The following is a 19,916-nucleotide window of genomic DNA, read 5'->3' as shown; positions in this document are numbered from 1 at the left end:
TGCCCGAACGTTACCTGGAACCTTGCAGGTTGTCCTTCGCGTTGTCGACGGCCTTTTCCGCCCCGCGCTTCAACTCGCCGCCCGCATCGTGCAGGGCCGCGCCCGGACTCCGGCCCTCGGCAAGGTCGGAAACGGCGTCCCCCGCCGCGTCCCCCGCCCGGGCCAGGTTGCCCTCGGGACCGGGGTTGATCCGCTTCAGGAGGCCCTGAACCTGCTCGCGGAAGGAGGGATTCGAGCGGTACAGGGCGTAGCCCCCCCCGGCGAGCAGCAGCAAGCCCCAGGGAAAGCCGCCCCCGGAGGACCGCTGTTTGCGCAAGGCCTCCAATTCGTGCCGCACCTGCTGCAACTCCTTGTGCTGCTTGGCGAGCAGGGCGGTGGAGGTGGCGTGCTGCTTGGACATCTCCCTGGTCAGCTCCCGCAGGGCCGCCATGCCCTCCATGCGGCCTCCCATGCGCTGGGCGGCCCCCTTCACGTCCTCTATCGTTTCTTGAATGCTGCTCATGTCTGTCCTCCTTCGTGGGGTTTGGGCACAGGCGCGTGAAGCCCCGGCAACCTGGCCCACCAACGCCAGAAAGTCTGAGGGGTCGCGCTCCCGACTGCCTCTCAACTGCATGAAGGTTACTTAGCCCGGGGCATTCCTCAACTCTTCGTGAAGTGTTGAACACGGGCGGGCAACCCTGGACCGGCTGGGACACCCGGTGTCCCACATCCCCCGCCCCACCTTTTTGACGCCCTGGAAACAGCAGAAATGCCCTCCCTGGCAGGCTCACTGTTGCCCCTCCCCTTGCGGGAGCCTCCCAGAGCAGCTTGCGGAGGGCTGGAGCGGGGTGACGGGCGCCGCTCGTCCTCGCGCAGACAGAAAAGACGCTCCTTCCCGCCCGGTCTCCCGTGACTGCCCCCGCCCCTCCCCAGCCGCCGGTTATGGGCCTGTCACCGACGGCGCTCAGGCTGGGGTGAGGGAGGAAGGCATGTTCCAGCACATCCTCGTCACCACCGACGGCAGCCCCCTCGGCCATCTCGCCCTGCCCTACGCCGCGGACCTGGCGCGCCGGTACGGCAGCTCGCTAAAGCTGGTATATGTCGTGCCGCCGCCCCCCACGGGCGTCCTCGCGGAGGGCGCGGCCTACGCTTTCGACTAAGAGGAGGAGCGCAGGCGGCTCCTGGAGGACAGCGAGCAACTCGTGGGCGGGGTCCGGGAACTCGCCTTCCCCGGGGCGAGGGCGGTGTGCCTGGAGTCCGGCGGGCGGCCCACTGAGGAGGTCATTGCGGACGAGGCCGAGCGCGCGGGCGTGGACCTGGTGGTCATGAGTACCCATGGCCGCAGCGGCCTGGCGCACTTCTTGTTGGGCAGCGTGGCGGGCGCCGTCCTCCGCAGGGTCAGGGTTCCGGTGTTGCTGGTGCGCGCCCCCACGGCTGCCGCCAGACGCAGCCAACGGGACGCCGCAACACGGCAGACGGGCGAAATCCCGGCTGAACAGGGCAAAACCCGTTCGGCCAGGGTTTGGCCCACCTGGGGAAGAGTGCCCCTGCCCGTGCCCTGACTACTGAACGACGGCCCGAAGCAGCTCGCGGGCCGCCTGAAGGTGCTTTTGCAGGGCGGGCAACGACCGGGTGGCGTGGGCCCTCAGTTGGGCATTGGCCCCGCCCAGCTTGCTGTAGGCGCTGAAGAGGTTGACCGCCTGCTCGTGCGCGTTCACCTGGGCGACCATGTAGGCGCGGTCGAACCCGGCTCCCTGCTGGCCCCGCAGCGCGGCCACTTCCGCCAGCTTGGGTCCCTCCAGCGCGGTGGGCAGCCGCAGACCCAGACGGGGGGCCAGCGACGCGAGCTGCTGGCTGGTGCGGGTGTGGTCCTGGATCATCTGCCGGGCAAAGGCCTTGACCCTGGTGTTGCCCCCCTGAGCCGCCGCGAGTTGCGACGACTGCAACTCGAACAGGTCGCTCAGGGCCGCCTGCTGGGCGAAGCAGGTGTCCACCCCACTCAGCCGCGCCCCGCTGGTATTGCTGCCCGTGGCCGCGCCCGCAGAACCGTTCCCCGTGCCCGGCCCCGCGCCAGCCGCTCCCGTGCTGCCTGACGTGCCGCCAGTTCCCCCGGAGCCTGTGGCCGTGCCCCCCGCCGCGCCCCTGCCCGCTTCCTGCCCGGTCAGTCCGCACAGCACCGCCGGGGAGGCTGCCACAGCGCTGCCGGAAGTTTCCGAAGTGGTCGTGGACGGAACCGTCGGGGCGGGCGCGGTACCCGAACTGGGCGGGGTTCCGGTGGAGGTCGGTCCGCCCTGCTGGGCGAGCGTGACCGTTCCCAGGGCCAACGCGGCGCCAAGGCCCAGGACAAGAGGCTTCCAACGGGGAACAGGGTTGCGGTTCATGAGCCCTCCTGAGGGGGATGTCGAAACGGTTCCACCCTCATGCTCGGCTGGAGGCTGCCGCGCGGGGTGAAGGCTCCAGGAGAGCCCGCTCACCCTCTGCCCACCCCGCCCCCCTATCCCATGAAAGGCCTTTGCCGGGGCTCTCATCCTCCCCCTGCCGCTCCCCGAGCTTGCGCCGAAGGGGCGGCGCAGGCCACCTGAAAGAGCGCATGGGCCGGCCGATCCGCTGGTGGATGCTCGAGGCTCAGGAAGCCTGTTCCCAAGCCTCTCCCAACGCTCTTCAGGGCAGGCGCGAGACGAGGGCCTGAACCGACTCGCCCTCCAGGCGGTACTCCCCCACCCCGGCGGGCAGCAACACCGTGTCGAGCGGCGCCAGGGGCAGCGTCTCTCCGGCAGCGTGCAACGTGCCGTGCCCCTGAATCACCGTCAGGGCATGGAAGCTCTCGCCCCGGGTGTCCCGTTCCAGGGGCTCGGGACCGCAGCGCAGCCCCTCCAGCACGAAGTAGTCGCTGCGGAGCAACTCGCGGCTCTCCCCGGGTTCGAGCGGCTGGGCCGGGCGCCACTGGGGTGGCCGCGTCGTCGTGACTTCGGCGCTCTCCTTCAGGTGCAGGGCGCGCCCCGCGCTCGCCGGGCGGTCCCAGTCGTAGACGCGGTAGGTCGTGTCCGAGGTCTGCTGCACCTCGTACAGGAAGAGGCCCGGCCCGAGCGCGTGCAGCGTTCCGGCGGGGACGAACACCGTGTCGCCCTCCCCCACCGGCTGGTAGGCCGCGTGCTCCATCACCCGGCCCTCCAGGATCGCCGACCGCAACTCCCCCGGCGAGGTGCCCTCCCGCACCCCCGCGATGAGCTGCGCCCCGGGCCGCGCCTCCAGGATGTACCACGCCTCGGTCTTGCCCAGCTCGCCCGGCCCGACCAGACGCGCGGCCTGCTCGTCGTCGGGGTGGACCTGCACGCTGAGCCACTCGGCGCAGTCGAGCAGCTTGATGAGCAGCGGAAAGCGCTCTCCCCGGGCGCGGGTGCCCAGCAGCTCGGCGGGGAACTCGGCGGCGAGGTCGCCCAGGGTGCGCCCATCGTGCGGCCCGCCCCGCACCCGGCTGTCCTCGTGCAGCACCCACGCCTCGCCGATGGGCTGGCCGTCCTCGCCGCGCCCCAGGCGGGTGCCGCCCCACACCCGGGCCGCCAGCCGCGGTTCCAGTCGCAGCGGGTTCACTCGTGCCTCCGGGCCGATCTGAGCGGGTTCACGCCCCCATCGTAGCGGCCCGGGCCTCACCGCCCCCGCTCAGGGCTGGACGATGAACCACACCCCGCCGACGTTCTGGCCGGTCGTGTCGCCGGGCTTCTGGTCCCGCACCCAGAAGTACAGCGGCTTGCCGTCGTAGGTAACCTGCATGGAGCCGTCCTTGCGGGTGGTGGTCCCCAGGTGCTTCTGCACCTCGGCGGAGCCCGTGGGCTGGTACGCCGTCAGCAGCGGCGGCCAGGCGACGGCGCACTGGTCGTAGCAGTTGCTCACGTTCTTGGTGTCCTTGGTGTAGAGGTACAGGGTCATCCCGTTCGCGGCGACGAGCCCCTTCCCGAGCGTGCCCAGGGTGGCGACCTGCACCGCCGGTCCCGGGTTCACCGCGTACCAGACCTTGCCGACGCCCTGGCCGGTCGTCTGGCCCGGCTTGGTGTCCCGCACCCAGAAGTAGAGCGGCCAGCCGTTGTACGCCACCTGCTTGCTGCCGTCCTTGCGCGTGACCAGGCTCAGCTTGCCGGGCATCCCGGCGGGCAGCCCCGGCAACTCGGTCGCCAGCAGGGGCGGCCACGCGGCGGCGCACTGGTCGTAACAGTTGGTCACCCCCGGAGTGTCCTTGGTGTACAGGTACAGCGTCATGCCCCGGCTGTCTTGCAGGATGGTGCCCAGTTTCGGGTCCTGGCGCACCCCCAGGTCGGCGGCGCGGGCCAGGCCCAGGCAGGAGAGGGTGAGCAGCGCGGCGGTCAGGCGGATTCGTGACATGGTGGCCTCCACCCCATGAAACGCGCGGCGGGGGCAAATGGATGCATGGCCGCTGGGCGAGGCCGGATGGGCTCCCGGCCGGGCGACTCGCCAGAAGCCGGGGGGCGAGAAGGTGCGGGCAGTTGTTCACGTGCCGGGCGGTCAAGCCGGTGGAAAGGGCCCTCTAGACAGAAAAAATCCCCTTCCTCTACGAGAGAAGGGGAGCGCAAACGCCTGGTTAGCGCGGCAAAACATCAACACCGGGACCACAGCCCTCCGGTCAGAGGAAGGCCCAGCCCAGCACCCGGGTGGGGCCGGTGGGAAGGGTCTCGTCTGCTTCCAGGCTCAGGCACAGGTAATCGTTGGGGCCGAGGTTCACCTCGAAGACCCCGCGGCGGCTCGTCCCGGCGGGCTGCATGGGGTCGCCCAGGTGCCAGTCCCGCGCCACCCACGCGACGTACACCTGTCCGGGAGGGGCGTCGGGCAACACGAACAGCGTCCGCCCGCCCGGCAGGGTGAGCGCCCGCCCGCTCGGTTCCCGCCGCGTGTTCCGCAGCGTGAGAACGCGCAGGTCGGGCCGCGCGAGCCAGCGGGTCACCTGGGCCTGCTCGGCCCGAAGTTCTGCCAGCCGTGAGGTCTGGTAGCCGCCCCAGCCCGTCCCCGCCAGCGCGAGCAACCCGGCGAGGGCGGCGGCCCAGGCCAGATGCGGCGGCGCCCAGCGGCGGGGGGGCCGGCTGGCCTCCATCCTCAGCGGGGGCAGGCGGGCCGGGGCGGGGAGCGCCTCGACGGCGGCCACGAGGTCGTCCCGCCAGGCACTGACCCGGGCGGCGCAGCGGGCACAGGTCAGCGCGTGCCGTTCGGCCTCCTCCTCCCGGGCGGGGTCGAGGTGACCCAGGGCATAGGCGCGCAGGGTGGCCTCGTCCGGGTGGGCGGCGGGTTCTCTGGCGTTCATGTGCCCTCCAGCCGTTCCCGCATCGCCTGGAGCGCGCGCCGCAGCCGCGACTTGACGGTTCCCAGGGGCAGGTGCCGCTTGGCCGCGATCTCGGGGTGGCTCAGCCCGTCGAAGAAGGCATCGAGGATGAGCGTCTGATCGCCACCCTTCAGGTGTTCCACCGCCGACTGCACGGCCACCCGCGTCTCCAGGTCGGTGGCGGGCGCCTCCAGGTGGTCGGGGGGCAGCTCCCCGGGGTCCACCGTGACGGGCCGGGCTCCCCGGGCGCGCAACTGCGAGAGGGCCGCGTTCCGCGCGACCGTGTAGATGAACGCGCGGGGCGAGCCCAGCTCGGGGTGGTATGACCCCGCCCCCCGCGCCACCCGCGCAAAGGTGTCCTGCACGATCTCCTCGGCCTCCTCGCGGTGACGCAGCAGGTGGTAGGCCACGGCATAGACGTGGCGGCCAATGCGGCGGTGCAGCTCCGCCAGCGCCTCACCGTCTCCCTGCGCCACCCGCCCCATCAGGAGGACCTCTTCATCCATGATGACCCGCACCCCAGCGTACACTGCCGGAGGGGACGCGGGGCCACCCACGGTGCAAGGTGGACACAGCACCTCCTCTGCAAGCAGCCCTGCGAGTCCGGCCCTGCGCGCCACCTCACCGGGCTCCCCTCGAGGGGAGCTGTCCGCGAGGCGGACCGAGGGGTCGTCCGCAGCCAGCCCTCTCGGATGAGTTCCGGTTGAACAGGTTTTAGAACGGTTCAACCTGAGCGGAGCAAGCAGGAACGTTGAGGGTTGCCGGGACAGGAGTGATCGAAGCGGGACAGCGCCGCTTCGAGAACGGATGGGACGGCCACCGTATCAGACGTTGCGGCAGACCCGGAACATGCCGTGTAAATCGGGCTTTCGGGTCGGCATAGGGTGGGGAACGCACCCACCCGATTCCACCCGAAAGCCCCGCGGGTCAGCCCGCCACCCGGCCCACCCCCGACTCGGCGGGCAGGGTGCGGACGAGCTTGCGGTTGGTGAACTCGAACAGGCCCAGCGGCGAGAGTTCGCGGCCGTAGCCGGAGCGTTTGACACCACCGAAAGGCAGGTCCGCCTGCGACGAGGTGGGGTGGTTGATCCACACCATGCCGCTCTCCAGGCGGTCGGCCACCCGCCGCGCCCGCTCCAGGTCGTTTGAGAACACCGCCCCGCCCAGCCCGTAGGGCGACGAGTTGGCGAGTTCGACGGCCTCGTCCTCGCTCGCCACCCGGTACACGACGGCGACGGGGCCGAACAGTTCCTCGGAGTAGGCGCGCATTCCGGGCCGCACGCCCGTCAGCACCGTGGGCTCGACAAACGCGCCGGGCAGGTCGGGCCGTCCGCCCCCCGTCACGACGGTCGCGCCCTTTTCCACCGCGTCCTGCACCTGGGCGAGCAGGTCCCGCGCGGCCCGTTCCGACGAGAGGGGCCCCAGGCGGGTGGAGGGGTCGGCGGGATCGCCCGGCTGGAGCGAGGCAAAGGCCTGCCCCAGCTTCCCCACGAACTCGTCGTACAGCCCCTCCACGACCATCAGCCGCTTGGCCGCCACGCAGCTCTGCCCGGTGTTCCCCAGCCGCCCCGCCACCGCCGCCTTCACCGCCTTGTCGAGGTCCACGTCGTCCAACACGATGAAGGGATCGCTGCCCCCAAGTTCCAGAACGCACTTCTTGAGGTGGCGGCCCGCGATCTCGGCCACGCTCGCCCCGGCCCGCTCGCTGCCCGTGAGTGCCACGCCCTGTACAGCGGGGTGGGCAATGACGGTCTCTATGTCGGGGATGCGGAGGAACACGTTCGTGTAGACGCCCTCCGGCGCCCCCGCATCCCGGAAGAGCCGCTCCAGCGCGAGCGCCGACTGCGGGCAGATCTCGGCGTGCTTGACCAGCACGGTATTCCCCACGACAAGGTTCGGGGCGGCGAAGCGCACAACCTGATACAGCGGGAAGTTCCAGGGCTCGATGCCGAGGATGACGCCCAGGGGCGCGTTCACGATGGCGGCCTCGCCCCGGTCCACCTTCAAGGGCTCGGGCTTCAGGAACTCCGGCCCCTGCTCGCCGTAATAGCGCAGGATGGAGGCCGCCAGCGCCACCTCGCCCCTCGCCTCCCGGATCAGCTTGCCCATCTCCAGCGTGACCAGGGCGGCGAGCTCGTCGGTGCGTTCGAGCATGAGTTCCCCGGCGCGGCGCACGACCTCCGCCCGCTCGGAGGCGGGGGGCTCCCGCCAGGACAGGTACGCCTGGTGCGCCCGCTCGACGGTCGGGACGACCTCCGAACTGTCGAGGAAGAGGAACTCGCGCACCGTCTCACCCGTGTAGGGGTTGACGGTGGCAAAGGGGCGGTTGGCCGAGTCGCTCGCGGTCTTGTCGGGGTGCTGGGTGTCCGCAGTCATGAGAAAGTCTCCCTTCTGAACGGCTCAGCTTCGCGTCCCGGCCGTCGGCGGGCATGAGAAACCCCTTCCTTGACGCGGTGCTTTCCACTCATCGGCATGGGAAGGGCGGCACTCGCCCCCTCATTCCACCCCGGCGTTACCGTGAACCATGAATCTCGAAACGCCACGGTTGCTGCTGCGTCCCCTGCTCGTCAGCGACCTCGACGCGCACTACGCGGTCATTGACAGCGACCCGAACGTGACGTGGTTGGGCGTGGCGCGAACTCCCGAGGAGAGCCGGGCCTACGTCTCGGGCAAGGCTGGGCTCTGGCCCAAGCACGGGTTCGGACCCTACGCCGTCATCGAGAAGGCCACGGGGGCGTTTCTGGGGCACGGCGGACTCGAACCTCTCGAAGAAACTCAGGAGGTGCAACTGTCCTACTACCTGGGTCGGCCCGCCTGGGGGCGCGGGTTTGCGACTGAACTGGGGGAAGCCGCGCTCCGGCATGGGTTCGGGCCGCTGGGGCTGGAGCGGATCGTCGCCATCGTGCGGCCCCACAACGCGGCCTCGCAGCGCGTCCTGACCAAACTGGGCTTCGTGCATGAGCGGGACGGCACGTTCTCGGGCGCGGAGGCGCAGTATTGGTCGCGGTCGCCCGCCGACTGACAGCAGCCCCCATGAGGGCAAGTGAGGAGCATCCCACCGTGCCCCCTCCCCCGCCGCGCAACACTGGGCCCAATGATCAGCTCTCCCCCCCGTCCCCTCCGGCCCCCGCCGCCCGGCGAAAGCGCCTCGCTCGGGAAGCGGTCGGCGGACCTCCTCCAGACCCTGCGGCTCGTCTGGGCGGCGAGTCCCCGGCACAGCCTCCTGTACGCGCTGACCAGCCTGCTGAGTAGCGGCCTCCCCGCCGCCAACCTCTACATCGGCAAACTCCTGCTCGACGAGGTGGCGCGGGCGGTTCAGGGCGGGGCGACCTACAGCGCCCTGCTCGCCCTCCTGGGAATCCAGGTCGCGCTGGGCGTGCTGGGCACCCTGCTCTCCACCGTGCAGAACGCCTCGCAGCAACTCCTGGGCGACAGCCTCCAGCACTCCGTCACGCGCCGCATCCTGGACAAGGCCTCGGGGCTCAGCGTGGAGTCCTTCGAGAACGCCGAGACCTACGACAAGCTCCAGCAGGCTTACCGCGAGGTGGGCACCCGGCCGCTGGGGGTGGCGACGCAACTCGTGAGCCTCGCGGGCGCCGCCGTCACCCTCATCTCGGTCGGCGCCCTCATGGCCCGGCTGGGCTTCTGGGTGCTGCCCCTGGTGCTGCTGGCGAGCCTGCCGGGCGTGTGGGTCAGCAACAAATTCGGGGTGGAGAACTACCGGATGCTGCGCTGGCAGACGCACGACGCGCGGGTGCAGAACTACCTCGGCAGCCTGATCACCTCGGACCAGCTCGTGAAGGAAGTCCGGCTCTTCGGCTTCGAGCCCTACCTGCTGCGGCGCTGGCGGGACTACTACCTGGGCTTCCGGCGCCAGCTTGAGGACATCATCCGTCGCCGCTCGGCGTGGGGCTTCGCGGCGTCCCTGGCCTCCGCCCTGCTCATCGGCCTGGCGAGCGCGCTCATCCTGCGCCGAGCGGCGAACGGGCAGATCACGGTAGGCGATTTCAGCGTGTTCGTCCTGGGCATCGCGCAGGTGCAGGGGACCGTCGCGGGGCTGCTCAACGGCGTGAGCGGCATCTACCAGAACCTGCTGTACATGCGCAACCTCTTCGACTTCCTCGAACTCCCCGACCGGGACCTGGGCGCGGGCGAGGAGTGGCGCGGCCCCATCGAGACCATCGAGTTCCGCGAGGTGGGCTTCCGCTACCCGCTCACCGACCGCGACGTGCTGCGGGGAGTGAACTTCACCGTCCGCCGGGGGGAAGCCCTCGCCATCGTGGGGGAGAACGGGGCGGGCAAGACCACGCTCGTCAAGCTCCTGACCCGGCTGTTCGAGCCCACGAGCGGGCAGATCCTCCTCAACGGCCAGGACGCCACCCGCTTCAGCCCCCGTTCCGTCCAGCGCGAGATGAGCATCATCTTTCAGGACTTCGGGCAGTACCAGATGAGCGCGCGGGAGAACGTGGCGCTCTCGGAGGTCAGCCGGCTGGAGGACGCGCCGGGCGTGCAGGGCGCCGTGGACCGGGCGGGCGCGGCCTTCGTGGAGACGTTGCCGGAGGGCCTGGAGACGCCGCTGGGCCGCCTCTTCCAGGGGGGGCGCCAGCTCTCGGGCGGGCAGTGGCAGCGCCTCGCCCTCGCCCGGTTGTACTTCCGGGACGCCTCCGTCCTCGTGTTCGACGAGCCCACGGCGGCCCTCGACGCCCGCGCCGAGTTCGAGACGATGGAGGCGCTGCGGGCGCAGGCCCGCGACCGCATCACCCTGCTGATCTCCCACCGCTTCTCCACCGTGCGCCTCGCTGACCAGATCATCGTGCTGGAGGGCGGCAAGATCGTGGAGTCGGGGAGTCACGCCGCCCTCCTCGCTCAGGGGGGCCGGTACGCCGCCCTGTACGAGTTGCAGGCCAGGGGTTACGCACCGACCGATGAGGTCATCTCATCCGCCCAGCCCGCGAGGCGCTGAGAGGGCCGTGAAGGGGCCGATGACGCCGTTCATGGGTTAGGAGTCGAAGAAGGAGTTTGCTGGCCGTTCTAGGGTCCAAAGAGAGCCCAGGAGAGCCCATCGGGATTGCCAGGACGAACCAGGTTCCTCCCAAGTCCCCGTCTTCCCCGCCGCAGCCCCCTTGAGCGAGTCCGAAGGGAACCCCCCGTCCGTTCCGCCCCGTGGCAGCATGTGGGCCGCCATGAGCCCAATCCTCGCCACCCACCGGGAAGTCGCCGCTTGAAGCCCGACCATCGCCTCGAAGACGTGCGGAAGATCGCCGTGCTGCGGGCCAACGCGCTGGGGGATTACATGTTCTCCCTCCCCGCGCTGGAGGCCCTGCGGGCGGCGTACCCGGACGCCGAGATCGTGCTGCTGGGCCAGCCCTGGCACGCCCGGTTTCTCCAGGGTCGCCCCGGCCCCCTCGACCGGGTGGTGGCGGTGCCCCCCAGCCGGGGCGTGTACGTCGGGCGCGACGGCCACGCGGACGAGGACTCCGCCGAGATGGACGAATTCTTCCGCCGGATGGGGGACGAACGCTTCGACCTGGCCGTGCAGCTCCACGGGGGCGGGCGGTATTCCAACCCCTTCGTGCGGCGGCTGGGTGCCCGGGTGACGGTGGGCTCGCGTACCCCGGACGCCGCCCCGCTCGACCGGATGGTGCCCTACGTGTACTGGCAGAACGAGATCGCGCGGAACTTGGAGGTCGTCGCGCTTGCTGGAGCCGCCGCCGTCACGCTCGAACCGCGCCTAACCGTGACGGAGAGCGATCTGGCCGAGGCCCGGGTCGTGGTGCCGGAGGACGCGGCGCCCCTGGTGGCCCTCCACCCCGGCGCGGGCGACCCCCGGCGCCGCTGGAGTCCGGCACATTTCGCCCAGGTCGCGGACGCGCTGAGTGACGCGGGAGCCCGCATCGTCGTCACGGGGGCCGGGGACGAGGCGCATCTGGTGGAGGGCGTGCTGGCCGCCATGCGTTCCCCCGCCGTGGATACCTGTGGGCGGCTCAGCATCGGAGGGCTGGCGGGCCTGCTCTCGCGCTGCGCCCTGGTCGTGTCCAACGACTCCGGCCCGCTCCACCTGGGGGCGGCGGTGGGCGCGCGGACGGTGGGCATCTACTGGTGCGGCAACGCCATCAACGCCGGAACGCTGGGCCGCACCCGGCACCGCCCGGTCCTCTCCTGGCGCCTGAACTGCCCCGAGTGCGGCCTGAACTGTATGGAGGGCCGCTGCGACCACCGCTCCTCCTTCGTGGACGACGTGACGCCGGGGCAGGTGCTTCAGGAGGCCCGGGCCCTGCTGGCGGATGTGGGGGGAATCACGCAGCCCTGAGGCGTTCCGCCTCTCCCCTGCCCCACCCCACCGGAACTCACCGCCCGTAGATGTTCCGAATCTCCTCGGCGAACTCGGGGAGGCGCAGTTCGGAGGCGGCGCGGGTCACCTCGCGGTACATCGTGTAGGGCACGACCTCGCCCGCCTGCATGGCGATCAGGAGCCGCCGCAGGTGTTCTTCCTTCAGCTCCCGCCCGACGAAGAGGCGCACCTGGGTCACGGCGCGCACCGCCTGCTCATCGGGGGGCAGGGCCAGGAACTCGCGCTCGACCGCCGTGGTCAGACGCTCGGTCTCCTCCTGCTCGCGGCGGGCGAGTTCGGTGCGCGTCCTGGCCGGGGGGCGTTCGGGCTGGGGCGGCGGGGCCAGGCTCTCGGGTTCCGGGTACTTCCCCTCCTCGTCGCGGATCACGTCCACGAGGAGGGCACTCCGGCTGCGGGCCTGGTAGCCGTCACGGATCATCGCCTCGAACTTCTCCAGGCGGGTGGTCACGTGCTGCTCGCCCTTGTCCTTCACCAGCTTGCGCGCCACCGAGGGGGCCACCCCGTAGCGGCGCAGCGCGTCGATCACCGGCGCGTCGGGAATCACCTCGATCACCGGCTCCGGGGCGGGCGGCGTGGCGGGCAGGTCGCCGAACTCGTAGACGATCACCGTCTCGGCCCGGGTTCCCTCATACGTCACCGACCGCAGGTAGCCGCGCTCCACGAGTTCGGTGTGGGCACTCTCCAGGTTGCGCTTGATGCGGGCGGGCACCGTCTCGCGCAGCTTGCACTCGCGCGCCCACTGCTGAAGCTGGATGCGGAAGGTCGCCGCCGGTTCCTGGGGATTGTGGGGATCGTAGCGGTGCGCGTCCAGCACCCGGTACAGGCTGCGTGTCAAGGACCGCTTGAGGCTGAGCACGAAGGTCATGTCCAGCGGCTTGAGATACCGCTCGCGGATGCTCTGCACGACCGGGCGGGCAAGCTGGATCTTGAGGCTGGTCCCGCTCCCGAACGAGGTGTCCCCCTGCGTGTCGGCGATGATCTGCTCGATGATGTTGAACTTCACCGTCGTCCAGCGTTGCCGCTTGTGGTCGCGCCACGACTCGCTCGCCGTGTAGGTCGCGCCCTTGAGGCGGTCGAGGCTCTCCTGCAAGGCGGCGTAGTACTGGCCGGAATCGGCAAAACCCGCCCGCTGCAACATCTGGTACGCCGTCGTGTGCACCGAGCCGTCCTCCGGGGCGCCCTGCTCCAGGTACATCACGTTGAGGATCGTGGCGAAGTCACCGTCCAGGCCGTGCGGCACGCCCCCGTACTCGCTGGGCGAGATGCAGGTCAGCCGGGCGTTGCGGTCGTCAATCACGAACTGCACGTCCCAGCGGGTGTAGTCGCTGGGGATGCGTTCCTGAACGCAGATCAGGCCCAGACGCGCGGAGTTGGCCTCATCGAAGCGGTCGATGTCGGCGGGAGCGGCGGGAGTGACCTTGCGTTTCTTGGAAACACGTGACACCGGGGGAGCCTCCACCGGGCACTATACCGGACTTCGCCGCCGGGGCCGCCCCCTTGATGTTGATGTTTTTAGTTGTTGTTTTTTCTTTTAAAAGATTGATGATCATCATCAAGGAGCGGGGGCGGCGTCGGGAAAAATTACGTCCCAGACGCATTCTCACTTTTCAACATGCCGAGTAAATCGGTAGTTTCTGCCGAGTAAATCGGTACTTCTTGCCGAGTAAATCGGTAGTTTCTGCCGAGTAAATCGGTAGTTGGAGGCCGAAACATGCCGAGTAAATCGGGTCTTGCCTGTGGATAACTTTGGGGGACATGCCGAGTAAATCGGTACTTCTTGCCGAGTAAATCGGTAGGGGTGGGGAAGTTGTTCTACCGATTTACTCGGCATCTTCCAACCGACATGCCGAGTAAATCGGTACTTCTTGCCGAGTAAATCGGTAGATGGAGGGGGTAAAAGCCCGATTTACTCGGCATGTGGCCCCCTCACGGCTGATGCCGACCAGGAGAGAGGATTCTGGTTTTTCGCCCTGGACTGCCCGGAAAAGATGCCGAGTAAATCGGTAGTGCTCCCACGAGCCGGAAAGGAACCTTATGCAAGCCGTTTGCTCCGTCCGCGACCCCCTCATTGGAGGGCGGGGGCAGGAGACCTGGACGGCAGGGCAAGGGGAAGCGCCCGGCCAAGAAGGAGCCGGGCGCCGACGCTTGCTGAGCCTAACTGGGCGCTATCCAGAAGAGGCGGCGTCGTCCAGCAATGCCCGCAGTTTCTGGATCAGCCTCTCCCCTTCCTGCGCCTTCTTGCCCTTGAGACGGGCCAGCCGGGGAAGGTCGGCCCGCAAGCTCCTGACCGCCTGTTTCACCCCTCCAGCCTGTTCGGGTGTCCTGAGTTCCTGCACCCGGGCCCTGACCCGCGCCGCGTTCCAGCCCCCTTGCACGGCCTCGCGCAGCACCTGTTCGCGGATCGCCGGGTCCTTCACGCCCACCAGCTCGTAGGCGACCTTGACATCGAGTTGGCGGGTGCGGACGGCCTCCAGCTCGGCGGGGGTGAAGGCCAGGATGCGGGCGCGCTGCTGGGACCAGACGCTCACGCCCGTGCCGTACAGCTCGCGCAGCAGGGCCTCCAGCCCGAAGCGGTCCTCTTCCCTCCCCTTGCGGACCCGGTTGAGATGGGCGACGAGGTCCTCCTGGGCGAGCCGCGTGACCTGGCGCAGCAGGGTGAACCCGGCAAAGGTCTCGTCCACGATGGACAGGTCCTCGCGCTGGCCGTTCTCGATGATGGCGAGGCGCAGGGCCTGGGCGTCGTCCACCTCGCCGAAGACCAGGGCGGGGACCACCGTGAGGCCCGCGAGCCCGGCCGCGCGGAAGCGGCGCTCCCCGGCGATCAGCGCCAGGCCCTGGGGAGTGGTTCTCAGCCACAGGGGGTTGAGCATCCCCTCGGCGCGCAGGCTGGCGGCCAGCCCCTGGAGCCGCTCCCCGCTGAAGGCGTCCGGGTCGTACTGGCCCCGGGGGTTGAAGCCGGGCGTCGCCGAGATCTGGCTGAGGGGCACCCGCCGGAAGGTGGCCTCCCCCAGGCTCTCGGCGAGGGCCGCCGCGCTCTTGAGCCCGGGCAGGGCGCGGCCCTTCACGGCGCCACCGGGGCGGGCCGCGAGACGCCCAGGATGTCGAGCAGCGTGTCCGTCACCGCCTGAAAGTCCTGCGCGATGTCCGAGCCGGGGCGGTACTGGATGACCGCCTCGCGCACCTCGGCCGCCCCGCCCATCACCGAGAGGCTGTCGCGGATCGGGGGCGCGACCGTGGCGAGGGTGGAGAGTTCCTCCTCCATGTGGCCCAGGATCTTCTTGTGATGGTTAACCTGCGCCCGGATACGGTTGGGCACGAAGAGGCGCACCCCGATCTCCGGCGCGTGCCCCCGCACCATCTTCACCAGCTTGTAGAGCATGTCGAGGTTCTCCAGGCCCTTGATCCCGGAGACGGGCACGACGATGTGATCCGCCGCCGCCACGCTCGCCGCCAGGAAGTTCGTCCGCTGCGGCTTGGTGTCGAGAATCAGGAAGTCGTAGGTTTCCCGGCTCGTCAGCTCGTCGAGCGCCTCCCGCAGGTTGGCGACCCGGGCGAAGTCGGCACTCAGGATCGCCTCGGCCTGGCTCAGCCCGTCGTTGGCGGGCCACACGTCCACCCCACGGACGGGGATGGGCAGGGGAAGCGGCGGGGCATGGTCCTGCTGGAAGACGCCGACGACCGTGGACTGGGGCTGCCACCCGGGCGAGTCCTCCTCGTCGTGCAGGCCGAGGCTTTTGGACAGCGAGGCCTGGGGGTCGAGGTCGAGGAGGCCCACCCGAAAGCCCCGCCCCGCGAGCGCGTAGGCGAGCTCCCGCGCCAGCGTCGTCTTCCCCTCCCCCCCGGACACGTTGGTGATGACGATGCGGTGAGTTTTCATAGGTCCTCCTGCTCGGGCGCCGGGGCCGGGGTCAGCCACGGCGTTCCCCCGGCGAGCCGAACGGCTGTTCCGGCTTGGTCATCCCCTGACTGTAAAGAACCTGGCCGCCCCTGACAAGGGAAATGGGCACGCTGGGGTTTGGTGGGAATGCTCCACCGGGCGGTGGGACACCGGGTGTCCCAACCCGGGGTTGAAGGGGTAGTCAAGCGCCAGCGGAAGGACCGGCCCTCTTTCTTGAGTCATTCGCCGTTGTGGGACACCTGATGTCCCAGGCCTCTTCCGTGACAGGATTTTTGCGTCTGGAACGCTGGCTGGCCCCAATGCACGCTGTGAGGGGACCAGTCGGTTCGGGGGACTTAGTCGGATGGGAAGCCTCAGGCTGAGGGGCCTCCCCGACGCGCCGCCCACTCGGCCCGCCTCCGCTGGGCCAGGCGCTCGGCGTCGTCCCAGAAGCTCTGTTCCAGTTCGGCGAGTTGGGCCGCGTTCCGGCCCACCCGGAGGGACAGCGCCTCCCTCCTCCCCGACTGCCGGTAATCCGTCACCTCCAGGCGAACGAGGAGGGACTCCTCAGGGGGATCAATCTGCAGGGCGGCGGAGAGTAGCTCGGCGTCCTGAGATTCGGCGGCCTGGTGGACCAGGCGGGCGTAGGGGCGGGACAGGGCTTGCAGGTCGGCGACGGTGGGGACATAGACCCAGGGGCCGAACTCGCCCAGCAGGGCCAGGAAGCCGCTCCACTCGGTGTGAAGGATGGCGGCCAGCACGTTCTCGGCCCCCTCCCGGCCCGGTTCGCGCAACCAGGGCCGGGCGCGCAGCAGGTCGGGGACCAGGAAGGCTTCCCCGGCGAGTTGCCGGGCCAGGGTCCGCGCCTGGGAGGGGAGGGTCACGTCGTGGAGTTCCGCCAGGTGGGTCAGCCTCGTCCAGCGGGCCTCCCCCAGTTGCAGGCGGGCGCGGCCCTGCACGCCCAGCAGGGCCCAGGCGACCTCCGCGAGGGCGGGCGGCTCCAGGGCGACGCCTTCGTGACGCAGGGCCGCGTCCAGGGCGAGGAGCGGCTGGTCGGGGGTCCTCCACCCGGCGAGAATGGTTTCCAGGGCGGTGCCGCCGACTGGGGCTACGCCCTGTTCCCCCAAGGCCCTCTGGAGCCTGGCGGCCTGCGTGCTGAGTCTGTCTGGGTGCACTCTTCTCCTGTCGGGCGGGGGCATCGGGAAGCCGTCGGCCCGGCCCATTCTGGGGCGGGAGTCCGCGACAGGGCCAGCCCCGCGCCGCGATGCCCTAGCATGGCGGCCGTGACCTCGGACTGGCGTGAACACGCCCCCCTGCGGCGGGCGCGGCCTCCCCAAGTGCGGGGGGCGGTGGCCCGGCCCCGGCTGCTGGCGCTGCTGCGCTCGGCCCGCGTGGTGGGGGTGGTGGCGCCCGCGGGATACGGCAAGACGACCGCGCTGGCGGCCCACCTGCCGGAACTCGGGCGGGCGTGCTGGCTGACCCTCGACGCGGACGACGCCGATCCGCAGGTGTTCGTGGCGGGGCTGGCGGTGGCGGTGGCCGGGCTGCCCGGCGGGGAGGCGCCCGGGGCGCTCCTGGACGCGGGCGCCTCGCCCCGGCGGGTGGCCGCGCGAGTGGCGGACGTGCTTGACGCGGCGGGGGCCCTGCTCGTCCTCGACGAGGCGCAGCAGCTCTCGGGACCGCTGACCGGCGGGGTGCTGCATGAGCTGCTGGGCGGCCGGGTGGCGCTGCTCTCGCGCACGCCGCTGACCAGCCCCGAGCTGACCCGGCTGGAGCTGACCGGGGACTACGTGCGGGTCTCCGCCCCCGACCTCGCCTTTACCCGGGACGAGTTCGCCGAGCTGCTCGCCGCGCACGGGGTGACGGCGGGGGACGCGGAGGTGCGGCTCGCGCACGCGGTCACGGAGGGCTGGCCCATCGCGGCGCGCTTCCTGGCCCAGGCGGCGGCGCAGGGCCGGGTGCGGCTCGCGGCCCTGGGGAACCTCGACGGCGGGGAGCCGCAACTCGGCACGCTGTTCGCCTACCTCGCGCAGGAGGTGCTGGGGCCACTCGACCCCGGCCTCCGGGCCCTGCTCACGCGCAGCAGCGTGTTCGAGGAACTCACGCCCGAGCTGCTGGAGGGCGTGCTGGACGAGGCCCGGGCGGGGACGCTCCTGGGCGCCCTGGCGAGTGGCGGAACCTTCCTGACCCGCACGGGGGACACCTACCGCGCCCACCCCCTGCTGCGCGCCCACCTGCGCGGCCTGCTCGCGCCGGGCGAGGGGCGGGGAATCGCGGCCCGCGGCGCGGCCTACTTCGAGCGGACGGGGCGGCCCCGGCGGGCGCTCGCCGCCCACCTTCAGGCGGGAAACACGGGTCGGGCGGCCGAACTCCTCGCGGAATACGGGGGCCGCTGGCTCGATCAGGGCCGGGTGACGCTCGTGGAGCGCAGCCTGGCCCCGCTGCCGGAGCGGGATTGGACGCCCGCCCTGCACGCCCTGGCGGGCGACGCCCTGCGGCTCTCGTCCCGGTACGCGGAGGCCCTGGAAGCCTACGGGCGGGCGGGCCCCCTCGCCCGCGCCCTGGGTGAGGCGCAGGTGGCCCTCGACACGGTTCAGCCGGACCTGGCCTGGGAACCCTTGGATACGGCGGAGGTCCTGGCGACTGGTGCCCAGGCGGCCAGAGTCCAGCGAATGCGGGCGGAAAATTATCTCAACGCGGGCGATCCCGCCCGGGCGCTCGCCCTGCACCCTGACCTGGCGCTGGGCGCACGCTACGCGCTGCGCTCGGGGCGGCTTCAGGACGCGCTGGCACTCTCCCTGGACGCCGCCCGGGGCGAGGCGGGGGGAGCGCGGGCCGCGCAGAACCACCGGGAGGGCCTGCTCCTCGCCAGCTTCCTGCACGCCGTTCTCGGCCAGCCGGGAGAGGCGGCCCGCCGCGCCCGCGAGGGCCTCGCGGAGGGCGAACGGCTGGAGAGCCGCTTCGTGCGCTCGCTGGCCCTGGCCCGGCTGGGCCACGCGGAGGTGACCGCCGGGCGCGGGGACGAGGCCCGGGCGGCCTACGAGGCGTCGCTCGCCCTCGCGCAGGACGTGGTGCCCCGGCTCCAGGTCGAGCCCAGATTGGGGCTGGCGTACCTCGACGCCCGGGCCGGTCTGCCCGGTGACGCCGCCGGGCAGGAGGCCCGCGCCCTTGCCCGCGCGGGCGGCGACCGCTACGTGATGGGGCTGACCCGGCTTACGGCGGCCCTGGGGCGGCTGCACGGGGGCGACCCGGCGGGGGCATTGCCCGGCCTGCGCGCGGCCCATGAAGTCTTCGGCACCTGCGGGGACGCCTTCGGAACGGCGGCGGCGGCCCTCGCCCTCTACGCGGCGACCGGGCAGGAGGAGGACGCGCCCGGGGCCGCGCGGGCGCTGAGCGCCTTCCCCTTTCTCCTCGCCCGCCGCTCGCTGCTCTCCCCCGCTCCCGAACGCGCCGCGCGGGCCGCACTCCTCGCCCGTCTGGCCGCTCACACGCCGGACGCGGCGGCGGGGTGGCTGCCGGTCGCCCGTGCCCTCGGCTACGGGCGCCTGCCCACCCCCGGCGAGGTGCCCGGCGTGGACGTGCGCGTCCAGGTGCTGGGCCGGGTGAGCGTGACGCGCGGCGGGCAGGCGGCGCGCGAGTGGGGCCGGGCCCGGGCCCGCGACCTCCTCGCGCTGCTCGCCGTCCACGAGGGGGGGCTGGCGCGCGAGGCCGCCCAGGAGGCCCTCTTCCCGAATGCCGACCCGCAGGTGGGCGAGCGCAACTTCCGGGTGACCCTGCACGCGCTGGGGCAGGTGCTGGAGGAGGGCGTGACGAGCGGCACCTTCCTGGAACGCGGCGACTGGCTGCGCCTGCGGCCCGGGCCGGACCTGGGGATCGACCTGTTCGGGGCGCGCGCCCACCTGTCGGCTCCTCCCGGCACCCCGGGCCGCGCCGAGGCCCTGCTCGCCCTGCCCGCGGGGTTGGCCGACAGCGACCTGGAGGCCGTGCGGAGCGAGGCGCAACGTTACGCCGCCCTCCTCCCCGAGGCCCTGGCGTCGGAGGCCGACCACGCCCTGCACGCCGCCCGGCCCGACCTTGCCGCCCGGCTGGCAGACCGGGCACTGACCCTCGACCCCGCCCACGAGCCCGCCGCCCGGGCGCTGATGCGCGCCCACCACGCCCGGGCCAACCCCGCCGCCGCCGCCCGCACCTACGCCTCCCTGCGGGCCGCCCTGGCCGAGCTGGGGCTGACCCCGCTGCCCGAGACGGAGACGCTGCACCGGGCGCTGGCGGGCCAGGAGTGGTGAATGGGCCGCCCGTGCATCAGCGGAGTTTGCCTGCCACGGGGTTGTGGATAGGCCAAAGCACGCACGGCGACACCTGGGACGCTCTGGCAGGATGAC

The 19,916-nt window shown here is 71.3% G+C and carries 15 protein-coding genes and 1 pseudogene; 5 read left to right on the top strand and 11 right to left on the bottom strand.

Going from position 1 to position 19,916, the window contains the following annotated elements; all coding sequences use genetic code 11:
• Positions 1 to 10: 10 nt before the first annotated feature.
• On the bottom strand, positions 11 to 502 hold the full coding sequence (locus DAERI_RS20660; protein WP_103131330.1) for a hypothetical protein: 492 nt from the start codon (positions 500 to 502) through the stop codon (positions 11 to 13).
• 466 nt (positions 503 to 968) lie between these two features.
• On the opposite strand from DAERI_RS20660, the pseudogene DAERI_RS22955 reads away from it, so the two are divergent.
• Positions 969 to 1,541, top strand: a pseudogene (locus DAERI_RS22955) (universal stress protein).
• Here the strand turns inward: DAERI_RS22955 and DAERI_RS20645 are convergent.
• The 6 genes from DAERI_RS20645 to DAERI_RS20615 form a co-directional block, all read right to left on the bottom strand.
• On the bottom strand, positions 1,542 to 2,360 hold the full coding sequence (locus tag DAERI_RS20645) for a DUF4142 domain-containing protein (RefSeq protein ID WP_165794311.1): 819 nt from the start codon (positions 2,358 to 2,360) through the stop codon (positions 1,542 to 1,544).
• Positions 2,361 to 2,640: 280 nt separating this feature from the next.
• The gene (locus DAERI_RS20635; protein WP_103131325.1) at positions 2,641 to 3,570 is read right to left on the bottom strand and encodes a type I phosphomannose isomerase catalytic subunit; all 930 of its coding nucleotides are present in this window, start codon (positions 3,568 to 3,570) and stop codon (positions 2,641 to 2,643) included.
• Positions 3,571 to 3,639: 69 nt separating this feature from the next.
• The gene (locus DAERI_RS20630; RefSeq protein ID WP_103131324.1) at positions 3,640 to 4,356 is read right to left on the bottom strand and encodes a hypothetical protein; all 717 of its coding nucleotides are present in this window, start codon (positions 4,354 to 4,356) and stop codon (positions 3,640 to 3,642) included.
• Between the two features lie 259 nt (positions 4,357 to 4,615).
• Complete coding sequence (locus DAERI_RS20625) at positions 4,616 to 5,287, bottom strand: hypothetical protein (protein WP_103131323.1); 672 nt, start codon at positions 5,285 to 5,287, stop codon at positions 4,616 to 4,618.
• Positions 5,284 to 5,811, bottom strand: a complete 528-nt coding sequence (locus DAERI_RS20620; protein WP_103131340.1) for an RNA polymerase sigma factor — start codon at positions 5,809 to 5,811, stop codon at positions 5,284 to 5,286. Before DAERI_RS20620 ends, DAERI_RS20625 begins: the two co-directional genes overlap by 4 nt.
• A gap of 421 nt (positions 5,812 to 6,232) precedes the next feature.
• Positions 6,233 to 7,681: an NAD-dependent succinate-semialdehyde dehydrogenase gene (locus DAERI_RS20615; RefSeq protein ID WP_103131322.1), complete on the bottom strand. Its 1,449-nt coding sequence runs from the start codon at positions 7,679 to 7,681 to the stop codon at positions 6,233 to 6,235.
• Between the two features lie 148 nt (positions 7,682 to 7,829).
• Here DAERI_RS20615 and DAERI_RS20610 point away from each other — a divergent pair, with 148 nt between their 5' ends.
• The 3 genes from DAERI_RS20610 to DAERI_RS20600 all read left to right on the top strand — a co-directional run bounded on the left by DAERI_RS20610 (position 7,830) and on the right by DAERI_RS20600 (position 11,615).
• On the top strand, positions 7,830 to 8,327 hold the full coding sequence (locus DAERI_RS20610; RefSeq protein WP_103131321.1) for a GNAT family N-acetyltransferase: 498 nt from the start codon (positions 7,830 to 7,832) through the stop codon (positions 8,325 to 8,327).
• Positions 8,328 to 8,933: 606 nt separating this feature from the next.
• Complete coding sequence (locus tag DAERI_RS20605; protein ID WP_439952264.1) at positions 8,934 to 10,268, top strand: ABC transporter ATP-binding protein; 1,335 nt, start codon at positions 8,934 to 8,936, stop codon at positions 10,266 to 10,268.
• Between the two features lie 258 nt (positions 10,269 to 10,526).
• Positions 10,527 to 11,615: a glycosyltransferase family 9 protein gene (locus DAERI_RS20600; protein WP_201262803.1), complete on the top strand. Its 1,089-nt coding sequence runs from the start codon at positions 10,527 to 10,529 to the stop codon at positions 11,613 to 11,615.
• A 37-nt stretch (positions 11,616 to 11,652) separates the two neighbouring features.
• On the opposite strand, the gene DAERI_RS20595 is transcribed toward DAERI_RS20600, so the two are convergent.
• The 4 genes from DAERI_RS20595 to DAERI_RS20580 form a co-directional block, all read right to left on the bottom strand.
• A complete protein-coding gene (locus tag DAERI_RS20595) occupies positions 11,653 to 13,101 on the bottom strand; it encodes a replication initiator protein A (protein WP_235610493.1) in 1,449 nt (482 codons plus the stop codon).
• Between the two features lie 721 nt (positions 13,102 to 13,822).
• Positions 13,823 to 14,722 (bottom strand): ParB/RepB/Spo0J family partition protein, encoded by a 900-nt coding sequence (locus tag DAERI_RS20590; RefSeq protein ID WP_103131319.1) that lies wholly within the window; start codon positions 14,720 to 14,722, stop codon positions 13,823 to 13,825.
• Positions 14,719 to 15,534, bottom strand: coding sequence for a ParA family protein (locus tag DAERI_RS20585; RefSeq protein ID WP_103131318.1), 816 nt, complete (start codon positions 15,532 to 15,534; stop codon positions 14,719 to 14,721). Before DAERI_RS20585 ends, DAERI_RS20590 begins: the two co-directional genes overlap by 4 nt.
• A 374-nt stretch (positions 15,535 to 15,908) precedes the next feature.
• The gene (locus DAERI_RS20580) at positions 15,909 to 16,709 is read right to left on the bottom strand and encodes a hypothetical protein (RefSeq protein WP_235610492.1); all 801 of its coding nucleotides are present in this window, start codon (positions 16,707 to 16,709) and stop codon (positions 15,909 to 15,911) included.
• A gap of 99 nt (positions 16,710 to 16,808) precedes the next feature.
• Between DAERI_RS20580 and DAERI_RS23195 the strand changes: the two genes are divergently transcribed.
• Positions 16,809 to 19,820 (top strand): AfsR/SARP family transcriptional regulator, encoded by a 3,012-nt coding sequence (locus DAERI_RS23195; protein ID WP_103131317.1) that lies wholly within the window; start codon positions 16,809 to 16,811, stop codon positions 19,818 to 19,820.
• Positions 19,821 to 19,916: the final 96 nt, after the last annotated feature.

It is taken from the genome of Deinococcus aerius, assembly GCF_002897375.1.
Classification (GTDB): domain Bacteria; phylum Deinococcota; class Deinococci; order Deinococcales; family Deinococcaceae; genus Deinococcus; species Deinococcus aerius.
The sequence above is the reverse complement of the archived record's forward strand: the minus strand, read 5'-3'. Positions and strand labels throughout refer to the sequence as shown.

What these genes read in the sequence shown, in the direction of transcription:
- DAERI_RS20660 (WP_103131330.1), bottom strand. Translation starts at nt 502, where the DNA reads ATGAGCAGCATTCAAGAAACGATAGAGGACGTGAAGGGGGCCGCCCAG.
- DAERI_RS20645 (WP_165794311.1), bottom strand. Translation starts at nt 2,360, where the DNA reads ATGAACCGCAACCCTGTTCCCCGTTGGAAGCCTCTTGTCCTGGGCCTT.
- DAERI_RS20630 (WP_103131324.1), bottom strand. Translation starts at nt 4,356, where the DNA reads ATGTCACGAATCCGCCTGACCGCCGCGCTGCTCACCCTCTCCTGCCTG.
- DAERI_RS20625 (WP_103131323.1), bottom strand. Translation starts at nt 5,287, where the DNA reads ATGAACGCCAGAGAACCCGCCGCCCACCCGGACGAGGCCACCCTGCGC.
- DAERI_RS20620 (WP_103131340.1), bottom strand. Translation starts at nt 5,811, where the DNA reads ATGGATGAAGAGGTCCTCCTGATGGGGCGGGTGGCGCAGGGAGACGGT.
- DAERI_RS20615 (WP_103131322.1), bottom strand. Translation starts at nt 7,681, where the DNA reads ATGACTGCGGACACCCAGCACCCCGACAAGACCGCGAGCGACTCGGCC.
- DAERI_RS20610 (WP_103131321.1), top strand. Translation starts at nt 7,830, where the DNA reads ATGAATCTCGAAACGCCACGGTTGCTGCTGCGTCCCCTGCTCGTCAGC.
- DAERI_RS20605 (WP_439952264.1), top strand. Translation starts at nt 8,934, where the DNA reads ATGGCCCGGCTGGGCTTCTGGGTGCTGCCCCTGGTGCTGCTGGCGAGC.
- DAERI_RS20585 (WP_103131318.1), bottom strand. Translation starts at nt 15,534, where the DNA reads ATGAAAACTCACCGCATCGTCATCACCAACGTGTCCGGGGGGGAGGGG.
- DAERI_RS23195 (WP_103131317.1), top strand. Translation starts at nt 16,809, where the DNA reads ATGGCGGCCGTGACCTCGGACTGGCGTGAACACGCCCCCCTGCGGCGG.